Origin of the sequence: Aquabacter spiritensis (assembly GCF_004346185.1) — a bacterium.
Taxonomy (GTDB): domain Bacteria; phylum Pseudomonadota; class Alphaproteobacteria; order Rhizobiales; family Xanthobacteraceae; genus Aquabacter; species Aquabacter spiritensis.
In genome coordinates, this window is record NZ_SMAI01000009.1 from 113,153 (window position 1) to 131,271 (window position 18,119).

Sequence of the window (18,119 nt, forward strand, 5' to 3'; positions counted from 1 at the left end):
CCATGCCCATCGACATCCTCATGCCGGCGCTCTCCCCCACGATGGAGAAGGGCAACCTTACAAAATGGGTGAAGAAGGAAGGCGACACGGTCAAATCCGGCGATGTGATCGCCGAGATCGAGACCGATAAGGCCACCATGGAGGTCGAGGCGGTCGACGAGGGCGTGCTCGGCAAGATCCTGGTGCCAGAAGGCTCGCAGGACGTCGCGGTGAACACGCCGATCGCCGTGATCCTCGGCGAAGGCGAGGATGCGAGCGCCGCCGCTCCGGCGCAGCAACAGAAGGCCGCCGAGAGCGCGCCGCCTGCCGCGCCCCAGCCTTCCCCGGTCGCCGACGCCGCCCCGGCCCCGCAGGCAGCCGTCCCTTCCGCCGTCGCCGCCCCGCCTCAGGTCTCGGCGCAGCCCGATCCCGAGGTCCCGCCCGGCACCGAGATGGTGACGATGACGGTCCGCGAGGCACTGCGCGATGCGATGGCCGAAGAGATGCGCCGCGACGGCGACGTGTTCGTGATGGGCGAAGAGGTCGCCGAATATCAGGGGGCCTACAAGATCACCCAGGGCCTGCTCCAGGAGTTCGGCGCCAAACGCGTCGTCGACACCCCCATCACCGAGCACGGTTTTGCGGGTCTGGGCGTCGGCGCCGCCATGGCGGGGCTGAAGCCGATCGTCGAATTCATGACCTTCAACTTCGCCATGCAAGCGATCGACCAGATCATCAATTCCGCCGCCAAGACGCTCTATATGTCCGGTGGTCAGGTGCATTGCTCGATCGTGTTTCGTGGCCCGAACGGCGCGGCCGCCCGCGTCGCGGCCCAGCACAGCCAGGATTATTCCTCCTGGTACAGCCACATTCCCGGCCTTAAGGTGGTCGCGCCCTACAGCGCCTCGGACGCCAAGGGCCTGCTCAAGGCGGCGATCCGCGATCCCAATCCGGTGATCTTTCTCGAGAACGAAATCCTTTACGGCCATTCCTTCGAGGTGCCGAAGCTGGATGATTACGTCCTGCCGATCGGCAAGGCACGCATCGCCCGCCCCGGCAAGGACGTCACGCTCGTCGCTTGGTCAATCGGCATGACCTATGCCCTCAAGGCGGCCGAGGAACTCGCCAAGCAGGGGATAGAGGCGGAGGTGATCGACCTGCGCACCATCCGCCCCATGGACGTGCCGACCATCGTCGCGAGCGTGAAGAAGACCGGCCGCTGCGTCACCATCGAAGAGGGCTGGCCCCAGTCGGGCGTCGGCGCGGAGATCGTCGCCAAGCTGATGTCCGAGGCGTTCGACTATCTCGACGCCCCGGTCCTGCGCGTGAGCGGGAAGGACGTGCCCATGCCCTACGCCGCCAACCTCGAAAAGCTTGCCTTGCCCTCGGTCGCGGACGTGATCGAGGCCGTGCGCGCAGTGACCTATCGCTGAGCGGGAGAGACCCATGCCCATCGAGATCCTGATGCCGGCCCTCTCTCCGACGATGGAGAAGGGCAACCTCGCCAAGTGGCTCAAGAAGGAAGGCGACAGCGTCAAGTCCGGCGATGTCCTCGCCGAGATCGAGACCGACAAGGCGACCATGGAAGTCGAGGCGGTGGACGAAGGGATCCTCGCCAAGATCCTGGTCGCCGAGGGGACCCAGGACGTGCCGGTGAACCAGCTCATCGCCGTGCTCGCCGGCGAAGGCGAGGACGTGGCAACGGCCGCTTCCGGCGCCTCCGGGTCCAAGCCGGCCCCCGCCGCGCCGGCGCCTCAGCAGGCGGCGGCCAAGGCCGAGGATGCGACGCCGCCCAAGACGCCGGCGCCCGGAGATGCCGGTGCGCTGCAGCGCGAGACCGCCTCCGCCCCGGCGCCGAACGGCCAAACCGGACGGATCTTCGCCTCGCCGCTCGCCCGCCGGATCGCCAAGGAGAAGGGGATCGAGCTGTCGGCTTTGTCCGGCTCGGGCCCGCACGGCCGCATCGTCGCCCGCGATCTCGAGGGCGCGCAGCCAGGTGCGTCCAAGCCCGCCCCCGCCCCGGCGGCCGCGGCGGAAAAGGCGCCTGCTTCGCCTCCTGCAGCTTCGCCCGCGCCGAAGTCGGCGGTCGCAAGCGCGCCAGGCGCAGAGCAGGTCAAGGCGCTCTACGAGCCCGGCACCTATGAGGAGGTGCAGCTCGACGGCATGCGCAAGACCATCGCGCGCCGCCTGGTGGAGAGCGAGCAGGTCACGCCGACTTTCTATCTCACCGTGGATTGCGACCTCGACGAGCTGATGAAGCTGCGCGAGACGGTCAATTCCACCGCGCCGAAGGACAAGGACGGCAAGCCGGTCTTCCGCGTCTCGGTGAACGACTTCATCATCAAGGCGATGGCGCTGGCGCTTCAGAAGGTGCCGGCGGCGAATGCGGTCTGGGCCGAGGACCGGATCCTGCGCATGAAGCATTCCGACGTCGGCGTCGCGGTGGCGATCGACGGCGGTCTTTACGCCCCGGTGATCAAGAAGGCCGAGACCAAGACGATCTCCGCCATTTCCGCCGAGATGCGCGATCTTGCCGGCCGCGCCCGCAACAAGAAGCTGAAGCCCGAGGATTACACCGGCGGCACCACCTCCATCTCCAATCTCGGCATGATGGGGATCCGCGACTTCGTCGCCATCATCAACGCCCCGCAATCCTCCATCATCGCCATCGGCACGTCCGAGCAGCGGGCCGTGGTGCGGGGCGGCGAGATCAAGATCGCCACGCAGATGACCGCAACCCTCACCTGCGACCACCGGGTGATGGACGGGGCGCTCGGCGCCGAGCTTCTCGGCGCGTTCAAGGACTATGTGGAGAAGCCGTTCGCGATGCTGGTCTGACGGAGGCCGAAACGGGCGGGCTGCGGCAGATCAAGTCGTCGGCCGCCTCCCCGGTCTAGCTGGGAGCGCAGGCGACACTTGCCGCCCGCGATAAAGGAACGAGCGAGACCATGAGCCACACGCCACACCAGCTTGCCGCCGACTTCCCCGAACTCGCCGGCCGGATCCACGATCTGAAGCAGAGCGACGCGCATTTCGCCCGGCTGGTCGCCGAATATGACGCCGTGAACGAAACCGTCCATAAGGCGGAGACCGACCTCTCCCCCATGGACGATCTGGAACTCGAAGCCCGGCGCAAGGAGCGCGTCCGCCTCAAGGACGAGATCTACGCGCTGCTGACCCGCTGAAGCCGGCCCGGCGGTCTCCACGCCACCGAGGTGAGGCATCCTCGGCCTCCCCGGCGCGCGCGTGTTCGGTGGGGCGGCCCGAAACCAACCACCCCCTTCGCGCGGGACGCAAGGGGAGGAGACGACCGGAGACGACCCATGGCCGACACCTATGACGTGATCATCATCGGCGGCGGGCCGGGCGGCTATGTGGCTGCGATCCGTGCCGCCCAGCTCGGCTTCAAGACCGCGGTGGTCGAGAAGTCCCATCTCGGCGGCATCTGCCTCAATTGGGGCTGCATCCCGACCAAGGCCCTGCTGCGCTCCGCCGAAATCTATCACTACATGCAGCACGCCAAGGATTACGGGCTCTCCGCCGACAACATCTCCTTCGACGCCGCCGCCGTGGTGAAGCGCTCGCGTGGCGTGTCGCAGCAGCTCAATACCGGCGTCGGCTTCCTGATGAAGAAGAACAAGATCGACGTGATCTGGGGCACCGCCAAGATCATGGCGCCTGGGAAACTGTCGGTCACGGCCGCGGAGAACCCGCCCAAAGGCGCGCTCGGCGCCGGCGACTATTCGGCGAAGAACATCATCGTCGCGACCGGCGCCCGACCGCGCGCTCTGCCGGGTCTGGAGCCCGACAAGAAGCTGATCTGGACCTATTTCGAGGCGATGGTGCCTGAGAAAATGCCGAAATCCCTTTTGGTGATGGGATCGGGTGCGATCGGCATCGAGTTCGCCTCCTTCTTCCGCACCATGGGCTCCGAGGTGACGGTGGTCGAGGTTCTGCCGCAGATTCTGCCGGTGGAGGATGCCGAGATCGCCGCCCATGCCCGCAAGCGCTTCGAAAAGCAGGGCATGAAGATCATGACCGGCGCCAAGGTGACCGGCGTTACAAAGCATGCCGACAGCGTGACCGCCCATATCGAGGACGAAAAGGGCGCGAAGCACGACATCACCGTCGACCGGATGATTTCAGCGGTCGGCGTGGTCGGCAATGTCGATGGGTTGGGGCTCGAGGCGCTCGGGGTGAAGATCGAGCGCGGCATCATCGTCACCGATGGTCTCGGCCGCACCAATGTGCCGGGCATCTGGGCGATCGGCGACGTCGCGGGTCCGCCGATGCTGGCGCACAAGGCCGAGCACGAGGGCGTGATCTGCGTCGAGACCATCAAGGGGCTCCCCACCCACGCCATGGACAAGAACAAGATCCCCGGCTGCACCTATTGCACGCCGCAAATCGCCTCCGTCGGGCTCACCGAAAAACGGGCCAAGGAGCTCGGGCGGGAGATCAAGGTCGGCCGTTTCCCCTTCGTCGGCAACGGCAAAGCGATCGCGCTGGGCGAGCCGGACGGGTTAGTCAAAACCATCTTCGACAAAGCGACCGGGGAATTGCTCGGCGCGCACATGGTCGGCGCCGAAGTGACCGAGCTCATCCAGGGCTTCGTCATCGCGATGAATCTCGAGACCACGGAAGAGGATCTCATCCACGCCGTGTTCCCGCACCCGACTCTGTCGGAAATGATGCACGAGAGCGTGCTCGACGCCTACGGCCGGGTCATCCACACATAGCGGCGGACCGCTCGAACCGCGCTTCGATCAAATCTGGAAGCTTTTTCATCGACGGCACGAAGGCGCATGTCCCGATCGGCCCATACCGGAAGCCGATCGGGACGCCTTAAGTCCGCTTCACCCGGGCGGCACCGAAGCGGCGTTTCACAGCCGCGGTGCGCTCGGGAAGAATGCGGAGCGCGACGTGGACCGCGCCATCGATGTCGCTGCGCCGATCCAGAACCTCGCCCTGGCGGTAGAGCCAGCCAAGGCCCTCTCCATCCTCCACCGGAACCGTCACGTGCACCGTCACCCGGCCGGCCGTGACCGCCCGCTCGATGGTCGAGAGAAGGTCGGCGGTGCCCTCCCCGGTCAGCGCCGAGAGCAGGATCGGGCGCTCCGCCAGCTCGATCCGCGCGGCGGCATTGGCGAGCCGCTCGCGCTCGTCCTCGGGCAGGCGGTCGATCTTGTTCCAGACCTCCCGCAGCCGTCCGTCCGGCGCCGTATCGACGCCGAGTTCGGCGAGAACGTCGCGCACGTCCTGCGCCTGGGCATCGGTGTCGGGATGGGACATGTCACGCACATGCAGGATCAGATCCGCTTCTAGCACCTCTTCGAGGGTGGCGCGGAAGGCCGCTACGAGCTGGGTCGGCAGTTCCGAGATGAATCCCACCGTATCGGACAGGATGACCGGCGTGCCGTGGGGCAGATCGAGGCTGCGCAGCGTCGGATCCAGGGTCGCGAACAGGAGGTCCTGCGCCATCACGTCCGCCCGCGTCACGCGGTTGAACAAAGTGGACTTCCCGGCATTGGTATAGCCCACCAGGGCGACCACCGGATAGGGAACCCGCTTGCGGCTGGTGCGATGCAAGGCGCGGGTGCGCTTGACCTGTTCCAGATCCTTCTCGATCCGCAGGATGCGCTCGCCGATCAGCCGGCGGTCGGCCTCGATCTGGGTCTCGCCCGGACCGCCGAGGAAGCCGAACCCGCCGCGCTGGCGCTCGAGATGGGTCCAGGAGCGCACCAGGCGAGAGCGCTGATAGGTGAGATGGGCGAGTTCGACCTGGAGGGTTCCCTCGCGGGTGCGGGCGCGGCGGCCGAAGATTTCCAGGATCAAAGCGGTCCGGTCAACGACCTTGGTGGACCAGGCCTTTTCCAGATTGCGCTGCTGAACCGGCGAGAGGGCCGCGTCGAAGAAGACGAGCCCGATCTCCTCGGCGGCGATGATTCCGGCGATCTCCTCAACCTTGCCGGACCCGAGAAAGGTACCCGGCTTGATTTCGCTGATCGGCACGAGGCCGCGATGCACGACCTCCAGATCGATCGCGAGGGCGAGCCCGACTGCTTCTTCGAGCCGGGCTTCGGGCGAACGTCGATCGTCCGCGCCGCGGGCGGCACGTTTGGTGAAGCTGGGGGTGATAACGGCGCAGCGGGTGGGCGGCGCCCGGCGATCGACCCCCTTGAGGCCGCTCCCGGGCGAAGTCCGTGCCGCGCGCTCGGCGGGCTTGCGCTCCACGCGCCGCTACGCCTTCTCCGCCACGACCTCGTCCGCAGGGTCGAACAACTGCACGGGATGCCCCGGCATGATGGTCGAGATCGCATGCTTGTAGACGAGCTGGGAATGTCCGTCGCGCCGCAAGAGGACGCAAAAATTGTCGAACCAGGTGACCACGCCCTGAAGCTTGACCCCGTTCACGAGGAAGATGGTGAGGGGAGTCTTGTTCTTGCGGACATGGTTCAGGAACGTGTCCTGCAGGTTTTGTGTGCGTTCCGCCGCCATTTTGGTATCCGTTGTTTCGGCGTTGCCCCACCCTCCCCGCTGCAACCGCAGACGGACGGGCGGGATTTAGGCCTGCTAAGATGGCACAGCCGGCGGTAGGCGCAAGGAAATTTTGCTTCGCAGCATAGCTTGCTGCGCTGCGTCACGAGCCGGCTTCGGCGAAATCGTGAAAGCGTGTGCGCAAGCGCCGCGCCACCGGTCCCACCTTGCCGTCGCCGACGGCCTGGCCGTCGATTCGGACCACCGGCAGGACGATTCCCGAGGCGGAGCTGATGAAGGCTTCTCGGGCCTCCAGCGCCTCCGCCCGGCTGAACGCGCGCTCCTCGACCCGCAGGCCTTCCGAGGCCGCGACCGCCATCAGGACCGTCCGTGTGATGCCGCGCAGGATCCCGCTGTCGGCAGGCCGGGTGACGAGCGCGCCCGCGGACGTGACGATCCAGGCATTGGTCGAAGCGCCCTCGGTCACATTCCCGGCCGCGTCGACGAACCAGGCCTCGCGCGCGCCGGCTTCCTTCGCCTGTTGCTTCGCGAGCACATTCGGCAGGAGGCTGACGCTCTTGATGTCGACCCGCGCCCAGCGCGTATCGGGAACGGTGATGACGGCGATGCCGCTCTCCGCGAGTCGCGCACCCTGCGCCGGGTCGGCGGCACGCGCGGTCACGACCAGAGCGGGCGCAGTCTGGGCCGCCGGGAAGGCATGGTCGCGTCGCGCGGCGCCGCGCGTCACCTGCATATAGACCAGCCCGTCCCGCACCCGGTTCCGCCGGACCGTCTCGCGCAGCACGGTGAGCAGCGCCGCCCGCGACATAGCGGGCGCGATGCGCAATTCGCGCAGGGAACGGTCGAGCCGGTCGAGATGGAGGCGCGCATCGATCAACCGCCCGGCGCGCACTTCGCACACCTCATAGACGCCGTCGGCGAACTGGTAACCGCGGTCTTCGACATGCACCGAGGCGTCGCGGTGGGGAACATAACGACCGTTGACATAAGCGATGCGCGACATGGGTCCGACTTCAGGTCCGCCAGAAGATGAGATGAACGAGCACGAAGGCCCCGACCGTTTCGAGCCGCCCGGCGATCATCGCGACGACCGCGCCGAGCGCGGAGAGCGGCGGCAGGTCCGAGATCGCAGGCCAGCCGGCGCCGGAGGCGTCGTAGAGCGGGCCGGTATTGGTGAGCGCGGCGACAGAACCCGTGAGCGCGGCCTCGAAACTCGGCGCCCCCATCGCCATGAGAACGATGGTCAAGCCGAGCATCATCATCATCGCAACCGTGCCCACCCAAACCCCGCGCATGGCCGAGCCGACCCCGCCTTCGCCGGTGCGCGCCCGCAGCACGATGTGCGGCGAGATCAGGCGCATGAGATCGCCCTGCGCCCGCGCCAGCATCGCCCGGACCCTGAGGATCTTCAGGCCGCCCGCGACCGACAGCGCGCCCCCGCCGACCAGTGCCACCAGGATCAGCAGGCCGGCCGGCAGGCCGGCATAGGTGTCCGGCGCCGGCACGATGCCCGAGGTGGAGATCAGCGATGCGGCGGCGAACAGACCCTGCCCGAGCGCTTCGCGCACGGAGAGATCGCTCGGCAGACGGAACAGAATGACCGAGAGAACGAGACCAAGACCGACGAAATAGCCGAGCAGGACGAGGCTCTCGCGCTGTTCGGGGGCGGCATGGATGCGGCGGCTGACCAGCGCCTTGTGCCAGCGCACGCTCGTCGCCGCCCAGAGCAGGACCGGCAGCACCACCCAGCGGGTCGCCTCCCCGGTCTCAAGAGCCACCTTCGCCTCCGGCGGCAGATGCGCGCCGGCCGAAATGGCGGCGGTGGCGAGGCAGAAGCTGGAGAACGGTGCGTTGCCTGCGAACAGAAGCGCGACGAAAGTGAGAAAGGTCCCCGCCGCATAGACCGGCACAACGTCCTTCAGCACGCCCTCGGTATCGACCGCATCGAGCTCGTCGAGATGATGCATGGCGCGGTCGGGAAGGCCGGCCATGCCGGACGGCGCGAGCACGGCGAGCCCCGAGATCAGGGTCAGAAGGCCGCCGCTCCACTGAAGCAGCGCAAACCACACGAACAAACTGCGCGGCCCGGTCTCGATTGCGGTAAAGCCGGTCGTGGTGAAGGCGGAGACCGCTTCGAACCAGGCGGGACCAATATCGAGCTTGGCGGCAGCCGCGATCGCCGGAGTGGCGGCCAGCGGCACCAGGACCCAGAGGGCTGCAAGCGCACCGAACACCTGAAAGCGACGGATTCTTCCGCCCAGCCCAGCGCTCGAAAACCGCATGACGCCGGCGAAAAAAATGCACCCCAGCGTGGTGGCGAGGAAGATCGCCGCATGCCCCTCCTCCCAGCGGGTCGAGACCAGCGCGGGAAGGAGCGCGGCGACGCCGGTCCAGGCGAGAACCAGGGAAAGAAGGCGGACGATGGACGCCATGGATCCCCGGCGGCTCAGAAGAATTCGAGGCTGACGCGGAACAGTTGCTCCACGCGCTTGATGCGCTCGGCGAGGGCGAACAGGATCACCCGATCCTGCGCCCGAACCACGGTGTCTCCGGTCGGCAGAATCACCTGCCCGCCGCGCACGATCGCACCGACGCGCAGACCGTCGAGCAGGTCGACGTCGCGCAGCGGCTTGCCCACCAGCGGCGAGGTCTCCAGCGCTTCGGCCTCGATCACTTCCCCCGCGCCATCGAGCAGCGCATGCACGCGGTGGATGCGGCCGCGCCTGACGTGCTGGAGGATCTTAGAGACCGTGATCTGGCGCGGATTGACATGCGCGTCGATGCCGAGCCCCTGGGCAAAAGCGGCATATCCCTGCTCATTGACCAGCGAGAGAATGCGCCGCGCGCCGATCTGCTTGGCAAGCAGGCAGGAGAGGATGTTGATGCGGTCGTCATTGGTGACGGCGATCATGGTGTCGGCGTCCGGCACGCCGGCTTCGTCGAGAATGTCGCGGTTGAGCGCGTCGCCGTGCAGCACCACGGCGCGGTCGAGCACCTCGGCGATCGCCTGGGCGCGCTCGCGCCCCGCTTCCAACACCTTGATTTTCGCGGCCGCATTGCGGCGCTCGAGTTCCTGCGCGACGTAAAGGCCAATATTGCCGCCGCCGGCGATGACGATGCGCTGGCCCGGGATTTCGTCGTGGCCGAAGATCGACAGGGTCCGCTTCACCTGTCCTGCCTCGGCGACGAAATAGGCGATGTCGCCGACCTTGATCGCATCGGTGCTCTTCAGCACCACCGGCTTTCCCTCGCGCAGCACCGCGACGATGGTGGCGCGCAGATCCGGGAACAATTGGGTCAGTTCGCGCAGCGGCGTGTCGAGGACGGGGCACTCCTCGCCGCACAGCACGCCTGCCACCACCACCGCGCCGTCGGCGAAATTCACCGTATCCACGGCGCCGGGCAGCGACAGGCGCCGCAGCACCATCTCGCCGACCTCGACCTCCGGGGAAATCACCACGTCGATCGGCATGTGATCGCGCGAGAGCATGGCGCGCCATTCCGGCTGGAGATAGGTCTGGGCGCGAATCCGGGCAACCTTGGTCGGGACGTTGAACAGCGAGTGCCCGACCTGGCAGGCCACCATGTTGACCTCGTCCGCCAAAGTGACGGCGATCAGCATGTCCGCCTGCTCGACGCCGGCCTTGGCGAGCACGTCGGGGTGCGAGCCGTGGCCCACGATGCCGCGCACATCGAGTTGCTCGGTCGCAGCCTGGACGCGGCGCGGATCGGCATCCACGATGGAGACGTCGTTCTGCTCGCCAGCAAGGCGCTCGGCGATGCCGAACCCCACCTGCCCTGCCCCGCAGATCACAACCTTCATCGGCCCATCCCCCGAACTCTGCGAGCTTAACCCGTCGTCGTTCCGCCGCCTATGGCGGCGACATGCTTTCCCGCACACTCATATGCCTGGCCGAACGGCGGCGCGCGGCACGCAATGAGCGGAAGCCAGCGAACTTGCAAGCGGTCTTGCAGGCGATCTTGCAGGCGATCTCCGATCCCAATGGGCGCAAACGCGTCGCGTGCGACGCTCACCCGACGCCGAGCGCTTTCAGCTTGCGATGCAAGGCTGAGCGCTCCATGCCGACGAATTCGGCGGTCCGCGAGATGTTGCCGCCGAAGCGGTTGATCTGCGCGGCGAGATATTCCCGCTCGAATACTTCGCGCGCCTCCCGTAGGGGCAGGCCCATGAGATGCTCGCCGCCATTGCCGTTGGGCAGGTTCGGCACCAGAGCCCCGACGTCGGGAGGCAGCATCGAGGCGGTGACGACCGCTTCGGGATCGCCGCCGGCGAGGATCAGCACGCGCTCCACATTGTTGCGGAGCTGGCGGACATTGCCCGGCCAATCGTGCGACTGCAGCACCGCCATCGCGTCGTCGGCGATGCGGCGGCGCGGTAGCCCGGTCGTCTGCGAGATCAAGTCGATGAAGAAGTCGACGAGTTCGGGAATGTCCTCGCGCCGGTCGGCCAGAGGCGGTACGCGGATCGGCACCACCGAGAGGCGGTGATAGAGGTCTTCGCGGAACCGGCCCTTGGCGATCTCCTCCTCCATATGGCGCCCTGTGGACGAGATGATGCGCACGTCGACGCTCACCTTCTCGGTCCCGCCTATCCGGGTGAAGGTCTGTTCCACCAGCACACGCAGCACCCGGTTCTGGGTCTCGCGCGGCATGTCGGCGATTTCGTCGAGGAACAGGGTCCCGCCATGGGCCTCTTCGAGGGCGCCGCGCCGCGGCTCGCGCCCCTCGCCCGGCTCCACGCCGAACAGCTCGAATTCCAAGCGTTCGGGCGTGATCGCCGCAGCATTGATGACGATGAAAGGTCCGGGGGCGCGAACCGAAGCGGCATGGATCATGCGCGCCGCCAGTTCCTTGCCTGAGCCCGATGGACCGACGATCAGGATGCGCGAATTCGTGGGGCCGACGCGCTCGATGGTCGCGCGCAATTGCTGGATTGCGCTGGAGCGCCCGACAAGCTTGTGCGGGGTGAGTTGTTTCAACTCGCGCACCTCGCGCCGCAGGCGCAGGGTCTCCAGGGCGCGTTGGGTAATCAGGATCAGCCGGTCGGCATTGAACGGCTTTTCGACGAAGTCGTAGGCGCCGCGCTTGATCGCCGCGACAGCGGTCTCGATATTTCCGTGGCCGGAAATCATCACCACCGGCACGTCGGGATGCTCGGCCTTGATCACATCGAGCAGTTCCAGCCCGTCCATGCGGCTGCCTTGCAACCAGATGTCGAGGAAGATCAAGTTTGGACGGCGCGTAGCGATCGCGGCGAGCGCGGTGTCGGCATCGCGTGCGGTCCGGGCCGAAAAGCCCTCGTCCTCCAGGATGCCCGCGACCAGATCGCGGATGTCGGCCTCGTCGTCGACGATCAGAATGTCATAGGCCATGCATCAGGCTCCCTGGGCCTGGGTGGCGGGGGCCGGCGCGGACGCCGGGCCGTCGGCGCGGAGCCGCAGCCGGATCCAGGCGCCGCGCCCGTTCGGCGAATCATAAAGCTCGATGCCCCCGCCGTGCTCTTCCATGATCTTTCCGACGATCGCGAGCCCCAGGCCCGTCCCCTTTTCACGGGTCGTCACATAAGGCTCCAGCAGCCGGTTGCGGTTCTCCTGGGGCAGACCAGGTCCATTGTCGATCACGTCCACCACCAAGTCGTCTTTGGAGCGATCCGCACGGATGCGGATCAGCCCCTGGCCGCGCTGCTCCGCCGGAACGGCCTCGATGGCCTCGGCGGCATTCTTAAGGATGTTGGTCAAGGCCTGGGAAATCAGCCGGCGGTCGAACCGCGCCGGGAGGGAGGACGGCATTTCCACCTCGAACGTGACCTCAGGATGGCCGACGCGCATCAGGAAGACGCTTTGCCGCAGCGTTTCGGCGAGATCCTGGCTGTCCACGACCGGCTTGGGCATCCGCGCGAAGGATGAGAACTCGTCGACCATGCGGCCGATATCGCCGACCTGGCGGATGATCGTGTCGGTACACTGGTCGAACACGTCGCGGTCCTGGGTAATGTGCTTGCCGTATTTGCGCTTCAGGCGCTCGGCCGAGAGCTGGATCGGGGTCAGCGGGTTCTTGATTTCATGGGCGATGCGGCGGGCCACGTCGGCCCAGGCGGAGGTGCGTTGGGCGGCAATCAGGGCGGTGATGTCGTCGAGCGTCACCACCCACCCATGGTCGGCATCTCCCGCCTGTTCGGTCGTCACCCGCACCGCGAAGACGCGCTCACGCCCTTCGCGTACCAGCGTGACGTTGGATTGAACCGAGCGTTGGCGAGACCCCTCCGCTTCGGTCAGGAGATCCGCCAGTTCGGGCACCACAGCCTGGAGCGAGTGCCCCAGGGAATCGCTCTCTTTCAGTCCCAGCAGGCGCTCCGCGGATCGGTTCACGATCGTCACGCGTGCCTCGGGATCCAAGCCGATGACCCCTGCGCCGACCCCCGACAGCACCGCTTCGGTGAAGCGGCGGCGGGCATCGATCTGGTCGTTCGCCCGCACCAGATCGTCATGCTGCGCGCGCAACTCTGCGGTCATCTTGTTGAAGGTCTCGCCGAGGGCGGCGAGGTCGCCCTCGGACCGGTAGATCGGCACTTGGACGTCGAGATTGCCGGCGGCCACATGGTTGGCCGCCGAAATCAGGCGGCGGATGGGCGCGACCAGCCATTTCGAGAAATTGATGCCGAGCCACACAGCAGACAGCAGGACGATGAGCGAGATCACCATATACATCAGGGCGAACGCCACCTGGACGCCGAACCGGCGCTCCTCCAGGCTCTGATAGTCGGCAAGCGTCTCTCGCGTGGTCTTGAGATAGCCGATGACGCGCGGATCTATGGCCCGCGCCACATAGAGATAATAATCGTCGAAATCCTTCAGCTTCACGAGCGCACCGACGAAGTCGGCATCGTTCGGAAGATAGATGATCGGCTGGGTCGGCGTGGCGTCGTCGATCGCGATGTTTGCCGGAACCAGGAATTCCCGGCCGACATTCACTTGGGCCCGCTCCACCACCGACAGATCATGGCGGATGATGGCCGAACCGGGCAGGTTGCGCAGCGCGGCCTGCGCCGTGAGGACCTGCTGGAATCGGGCGCGGTCGCCGTCGTACATCGGCTTCAGGCGCGTAAGGTCGCTGCTCATGGCCAGCACGTCGCCGCGGATGTTCAGGGCATGCTCGCGCACATAGGTCTGCGCCACCTGAACCGCGCTCGCGACGATCTCGCGGGTGCGCAGCGAGAACCAACGGTCCAAGCCGCGATCGAGCGTCAAGCTGGCCACCACCGCGACCAAGATCGCAGGGACCACCGCAACTACCGCGAACAGGCCGACGATACGGACGTGGAGCCGGGCCGCTGCCCGGCCACGCGCCCGCGCCCGGGCGATACGCCAGATCTCCCGCCCCACCATGGCCGAGAGCACGATGACGGCGAAGGCATTGCCGGCCAGGAGCCCGATCACCACCTCGTGGGTCGGAACGACCGGCGTCAGACCCATCAGGATGAGGAAGGTCGTCAGGGCGGAAACCAGCGCCAGGACCACCATCGCCGGCGCGAACCATCCAAGGCGGAAGCGGCTCAGCCGTCCTCCCCCCTCGGCGGTGCCGCCTTCGGTACGCTCGACACTCGTCACGTTCATTCTCGCGCACCTGGACCCGCGGCGACTCGCGCCGTCATATGATGCAGTGGAACGACACTGGTGCAAAAATGTGACACGCGCACCCACCTCCCTGCGCGGACACTGGAAATTGACGGTGAGAAAGACCCTGGGAAGCGGCTCAAACTGGGTCCGCATGTCCGGACACCTCGGCGCGATCAGGATTCTGAGCGGTTTTGCGGCCAGATCGCGCGTGTCCTCCCGAGATCGCACGACCTTTGCGACGTGTCGTAAAATTTTTGGCCGTGTCGCGCGACAGGGCTTTGGGGCGCGCATACGCGCCCGCGGCGTCGACCACGGCATGTGAGCGCCGCAGGCGGAACTGATCCCCTCAGGCGCTGCCGGTCAACGGCTTGTGCGGATGACCTGGATGTCGAGGTCGCGAATTTTCTTGCGCAGCGTGTTCCGGTTGAGGCCGAGCAGTTCGGCCGCCTTGATCTGGTTGCCGCGCGTCGCCGCGAGAGCAGCCGACAACAGCGGATATTCCACGTCACGCAGGATGCGGTGATAGAGGCCGGGAGGAGGCAGATCCTCGCCGAACCCGCCGAAATAGATATTCAGGTGCCGCTCGACCGAGGCTCCGAGCGTGGCGTCGGCAGGTCCCTCTTCCGAGAGCGCGTTGGGCAGCGGCTCCGACAGTTCGGCCTCGATGATGCCGGGCGTGATGATTTCCTGCGGGTAGAGCGCGGCGAGGCGGCGGACCAGATTCTCCAGCTCGCGCACGTTTCCCGGCCAGCGATAGCGCTTCAGCCGGTCGAGCGCAGCGACGTCGATCTGCTTGGCCGGCAACCCCTCGCGTTCGGCCTGGAGGAAGAAATGCCGCACGAGGTCCGGCACATCCTCGGCGCGCTCCCGCAGCGGCGGCAGTCGCAGGGGAACGACATTGAGGCGGAAAAACAGATCCTCGCGGAACAGGCCCTGCTGGATCAGTGTACGCAGATCCTTGTTGGTGGCGGCGATGATCCGCACGTCGGTCTTGATCGGCGTGCGCCCGCCGACAGTGGTGTATTCGCCCTGCTGGAGCACCCGCAAAAGACGCGTCTGCGCCTCCATCGGCATATCGCCGATTTCGTCGAGGAACAGGGTTCCCCCCTCGGCCTGCTCGAAGCGGCCGGCATTGCGGGTCGTCGCGCCCGTGAACGACCCCTTTTCGTGCCCGAACAGCTCGCTTTCGATCAGATCGCGGGGGATCGCCGCCATGTTGATGGCGACGAACGGCCCGTTGCGCCGCTTGCCATAATCGTGGAGCGCGCGGGCCACGAGTTCCTTGCCGGTGCCGCTCTCACCCGCAATCATGACGGTCAGATCGGTCTGCATCAGCCGGGCGAGCAGGCGATAGATTTCCTGCATGGCCGGCGAACGACCGATCAGGGGGATATTATCCTGCTCGTCGCCTCCGATCACCCGGAGGTCGGATTTCTTCGGCTCGGCCAGCGCGCGGCCGACGATCGAGATCAGCTCCTTCAAGTCGAACGGCTTCGGCAGATATTCGTAGGCGCCGCGTTCGGATGCGCGGATCGCGGTCATGAAGGTGTTCTGCGCGCTCATGACGATGACCGGCAGGTCCGGCCGCGCCTTCTTGATGCGCGGCAGGAGGTCGAAGGCGTTCTCGTCGGGCATCACCACGTCGGTGATGACGAGATCGCCATCGCCCTGGCTCACCCAGCGCCAAAGGGTCGCCGCATTGCCGCACGAGCGCACCTCGTATCCGGCCCTCGAAAGGGCCTGGTTGAGCACCGTACGGATCGCGGCATCGTCGTCGGCGACCAGGATACTTCCGCTGGGCATAATGACCTCAGTTGTCCTCGGGAGCGGCACGCTTGCCGCGATACATGGGCAGAAGCACCCGGAAGGTGGTCCGTCGGGGTTGGCTGTCACATTCCACGATGCCGCCATGGTCCCCGATGATCTTCGCGACCAATGCAAGCCCGAGGCCACTGCCGGTTGGCTTGGTGGTGACGAATGGGTCGAACAGGTGCGGCAAGAGATCGTCCGGCACCCCTTTGCCGTTGTCTTTGACGCAAAATTCGAGCGGCAGGCTGACGCGGGACGTCGTGCCGGGCACGGTCAGCCGCACCCCGGGGCGAAACGCGGTGGTCAGTTGGATCTCGCCGTCGCCGTCGCCGTCGATCGCCTCGGCGGCGTTCTTCACCAGATTGAGAAACACCTGGATCAGCTGATCGCGATTGGCCAGCACTGGCGGCAAAGAGGGGTCATAGTCCTCGACGAAGCGAACGTGGCGGGCAAAGCCCGAGCTCGCCAGGGTCCGGACATGCTCCAGAACGGCATGGATATTGACCGGCGCGCGTTCGACGGGGCGCTCGTCGGAGAACACTTCCATCCGGTCGACCAGCTTCACGATCCGGTCGGCTTCGTCGCAGATCAGCCGGGTGAGCGCGCGATCCTCGTCCCCGGCGGATTGTTCCAGCAGTTGGGCCGCGCCGCGAATCCCAGACAGCGGGTTCTTGATCTCGTGCGCCAGCATGGAGGCGAGCGCGCTAACCGAACGCGCGGCGCCACGATGGGTAAGCTGGCGGTCCATCTTGTCCGCGATGGTGCGCTCCTGGAGCATCACCACAACATGCCCCGCCCGCTCCGCCACCGGCGCGACATGGATGTCGACCACCCGCTCGCCGCCATTGCGCGGCGTGCCGATGTCCACACGATATTCGTTTACAGGCGCGCCGCGCGCCCGCACCTGATCGATCAGGCCGAGAAGCGGGGTTCCGAACGGCACGAATTCAGCGAACGGCCGGCGTTGCAGAACCGGGAGGCTGACCTCGAAAAAGGCCTCGGCCGCGACATTGGCGTCGACGATCTCGCCTTTGCCCGAAAGCGTGAGAACCGGATGCGGCACGGCGTCGAGGATCGCCCGCGTGAAGTTCGCCTCCGGCTCGGGTCGGCGCTTGGTGTCGACCTTCATGCCGCGGCCCTCCAGCCGAGTTCGTCATATGCATCGCGGATGCCCATCGCCACCTGGCGCGGATCGTCCAGGGTGAGGAGGCGGGTCCGCCATGCCTTCGCCCACGCCGCCCGGGTGGATCCGGCAGCCGCTTCGAGAGCCCAGCCGATATGTTTGCGCGCTTGACGCAGGCCGAGCGGAATGCCGTAGAGGGCGAGCCAGCCCTCGTACATCTCCAGAAGAATGTCCCGCTGAACCGCCAGTTCGGGATCGGCCGGCATCCGCCCCGTCTCGATGAAACGGGCGATCTGACCGGGGAACCAGGGCCGCCCCTGAGCACCCCGACCGATCATGACGCCGTCGGCACCGGACGCGGCCAGCATGGCGCGAGCATCCTCGGCCCGGTTCAGATCACCGTTGACGACGACCGGAATCCCGACCCGCTGCGTGACCGCACGCACCGCCGCCCAGTCCGCGGCCCCGGTATAGAATTGGCAGCGGGTGCGGCCGTGCACGGTGACGAGCGACACGCCCGCATCCTCCGCGATCGCCGCGAGATCGGGCGCGACGGGCGTCCCCGCCTCCCATCCCAGGCGGGTCTTCACCGTCACAGGTACCGAAACCGCGCCCCGAACCGCAGCGATGATGCGGGCTGCGAGCGGCAAATCGCGCAACAGAGCGGCGCCCGCCGCCCCCGTCGTCACGCGCTTGGCCGGGCAGCCCATATTGATATCGACGATATCGGCACCCTCGGCCACGGCGAGGCGCGCTGCCTCCCCCATCCAATGCGGTTCGTTTCCGGCGAGCTGGACCGCATGCAGCGCGCCCGCGACCCGACTTGCGCGCAATGCGGTCTCGGCATGACCGTCGAGCAATGCTTCGCTTGCCACCATTTCAGAAATGACCAATCCCGCGCCATGGCGCAGCGCCATACGGCGCAAGGGGGTGTCCGTAATGCCTGCCATGGGGGCAAGCAGCACTGGATTGGGAAGCACATGGCTCCCGATGCGCAGCGCCGGGCGAAGAGGAAAGAAATGTTCTTGCACAGAAATTAGGCCATCCACTGTCTGCCTACATTCTAGCCATTT

At 66.6% G+C, this 18,119-nt stretch carries 14 protein-coding genes; 4 read left to right on the plus strand and 10 right to left on the minus strand.

Going from position 1 to position 18,119, the window contains the following annotated elements; genetic code table 11:
- Positions 1-2: 2 nt before the first annotated feature.
- The 4 genes from EDC64_RS14655 (at position 3) to lpdA (ending at position 4,718) form a co-directional block, all read left to right on the plus strand.
- Positions 3-1,412 (plus strand): pyruvate dehydrogenase complex E1 component subunit beta, encoded by a 1,410-nt coding sequence (locus tag EDC64_RS14655; protein WP_132032624.1) that lies wholly within the window; start codon positions 3-5, stop codon positions 1,410-1,412.
- Positions 1,413-1,425: 13 nt separating this feature from the next.
- A complete protein-coding gene (locus EDC64_RS14660; RefSeq protein ID WP_132032626.1) occupies positions 1,426-2,817 on the plus strand; it encodes a pyruvate dehydrogenase complex dihydrolipoamide acetyltransferase in 1,392 nt (463 codons plus the stop codon).
- A 110-nt stretch (positions 2,818-2,927) separates the two neighbouring features.
- Positions 2,928-3,164: an HP1242/YdcH family protein gene (locus EDC64_RS14665; RefSeq protein WP_132032628.1), complete on the plus strand. Its 237-nt coding sequence runs from the start codon at positions 2,928-2,930 to the stop codon at positions 3,162-3,164.
- Positions 3,165-3,302: 138 nt separating this feature from the next.
- Positions 3,303-4,718, plus strand: a complete 1,416-nt coding sequence (lpdA, locus tag EDC64_RS14670; protein WP_132032630.1) for a dihydrolipoyl dehydrogenase — start codon at positions 3,303-3,305, stop codon at positions 4,716-4,718.
- 106 nt (positions 4,719-4,824) lie between these two features.
- On the opposite strand, the gene hflX is transcribed toward lpdA, so the two are convergent.
- The 10 genes from hflX to dusB all read right to left on the minus strand — a co-directional run bounded on the left by hflX (position 4,825) and on the right by dusB (position 18,044).
- A complete protein-coding gene (gene hflX / locus EDC64_RS14675; RefSeq protein ID WP_132032632.1) occupies positions 4,825-6,213 on the minus strand; it encodes a GTPase HflX in 1,389 nt (462 codons plus the stop codon).
- Between the two features lie 6 nt (positions 6,214-6,219).
- On the minus strand, positions 6,220-6,477 hold the full coding sequence (hfq, locus tag EDC64_RS14680) for an RNA chaperone Hfq (protein WP_132032634.1): 258 nt from the start codon (positions 6,475-6,477) through the stop codon (positions 6,220-6,222).
- Between the two features lie 142 nt (positions 6,478-6,619).
- A complete protein-coding gene (locus EDC64_RS14685; protein WP_132032636.1) occupies positions 6,620-7,480 on the minus strand; it encodes a D-amino-acid transaminase in 861 nt (286 codons plus the stop codon).
- A gap of 10 nt (positions 7,481-7,490) precedes the next feature.
- Positions 7,491-8,909 carry a TrkH family potassium uptake protein gene (locus EDC64_RS14690; protein ID WP_132032638.1) on the minus strand — a complete coding sequence of 473 codons (1,419 nt, stop codon included), beginning with the start codon at positions 8,907-8,909 and terminating at the stop codon, positions 7,491-7,493.
- Between the two features lie 14 nt (positions 8,910-8,923).
- On the minus strand, positions 8,924-10,300 hold the full coding sequence (trkA, locus tag EDC64_RS14695; RefSeq protein ID WP_132032640.1) for a Trk system potassium transporter TrkA: 1,377 nt from the start codon (positions 10,298-10,300) through the stop codon (positions 8,924-8,926).
- Positions 10,301-10,508: 208 nt separating this feature from the next.
- A complete protein-coding gene (gene ntrX / locus EDC64_RS14700; RefSeq protein WP_132032642.1) occupies positions 10,509-11,870 on the minus strand; it encodes a nitrogen assimilation response regulator NtrX in 1,362 nt (453 codons plus the stop codon).
- Positions 11,871-11,873: 3 nt separating this feature from the next.
- A complete protein-coding gene (locus EDC64_RS14705; RefSeq protein ID WP_132032644.1) occupies positions 11,874-14,111 on the minus strand; it encodes a sensor histidine kinase NtrY-like in 2,238 nt (745 codons plus the stop codon).
- Positions 14,112-14,474: 363 nt separating this feature from the next.
- Positions 14,475-15,917: a nitrogen regulation protein NR(I) gene (gene ntrC / locus EDC64_RS14710; protein ID WP_132032646.1), complete on the minus strand. Its 1,443-nt coding sequence runs from the start codon at positions 15,915-15,917 to the stop codon at positions 14,475-14,477.
- A 7-nt stretch (positions 15,918-15,924) separates the two neighbouring features.
- The gene (locus tag EDC64_RS14715) at positions 15,925-17,052 is read right to left on the minus strand and encodes a two-component system sensor histidine kinase NtrB (protein WP_132032648.1); all 1,128 of its coding nucleotides are present in this window, start codon (positions 17,050-17,052) and stop codon (positions 15,925-15,927) included.
- Positions 17,049-18,044 carry a tRNA dihydrouridine synthase DusB gene (dusB, locus tag EDC64_RS14720; RefSeq protein WP_274594954.1) on the minus strand — a complete coding sequence of 332 codons (996 nt, stop codon included), beginning with the start codon at positions 18,042-18,044 and terminating at the stop codon, positions 17,049-17,051. The genes EDC64_RS14715 and dusB overlap by 4 nt, the downstream gene beginning before the upstream one ends.
- Between the last annotated feature and the right edge of the window lie 75 nt (positions 18,045-18,119).

Coding starts and splice junctions, on each gene's coding strand:
- EDC64_RS14655 (WP_132032624.1), top strand. CDS start 3: ATGCCCATCGACATCCTCATGCCGGCGCTCTCCCCCACGATGGAGAAG.
- EDC64_RS14660 (WP_132032626.1), top strand. CDS start 1,426: ATGCCCATCGAGATCCTGATGCCGGCCCTCTCTCCGACGATGGAGAAG.
- EDC64_RS14665 (WP_132032628.1), top strand. CDS start 2,928: ATGAGCCACACGCCACACCAGCTTGCCGCCGACTTCCCCGAACTCGCC.
- lpdA (WP_132032630.1), top strand. CDS start 3,303: ATGGCCGACACCTATGACGTGATCATCATCGGCGGCGGGCCGGGCGGC.
- hfq (WP_132032634.1), bottom strand. CDS start 6,477: ATGGCGGCGGAACGCACACAAAACCTGCAGGACACGTTCCTGAACCAT.
- EDC64_RS14685 (WP_132032636.1), bottom strand. CDS start 7,480: ATGTCGCGCATCGCTTATGTCAACGGTCGTTATGTTCCCCACCGCGAC.
- EDC64_RS14690 (WP_132032638.1), bottom strand. CDS start 8,909: ATGGCGTCCATCGTCCGCCTTCTTTCCCTGGTTCTCGCCTGGACCGGC.
- trkA (WP_132032640.1), bottom strand. CDS start 10,300: ATGAAGGTTGTGATCTGCGGGGCAGGGCAGGTGGGGTTCGGCATCGCC.
- ntrX (WP_132032642.1), bottom strand. CDS start 11,870: ATGGCCTATGACATTCTGATCGTCGACGACGAGGCCGACATCCGCGAT.
- EDC64_RS14705 (WP_132032644.1), bottom strand. CDS start 14,111: ATGAACGTGACGAGTGTCGAGCGTACCGAAGGCGGCACCGCCGAGGGG.
- ntrC (WP_132032646.1), bottom strand. CDS start 15,917: ATGCCCAGCGGAAGTATCCTGGTCGCCGACGACGATGCCGCGATCCGT.
- EDC64_RS14715 (WP_132032648.1), bottom strand. CDS start 17,052: ATGAAGGTCGACACCAAGCGCCGACCCGAGCCGGAGGCGAACTTCACG.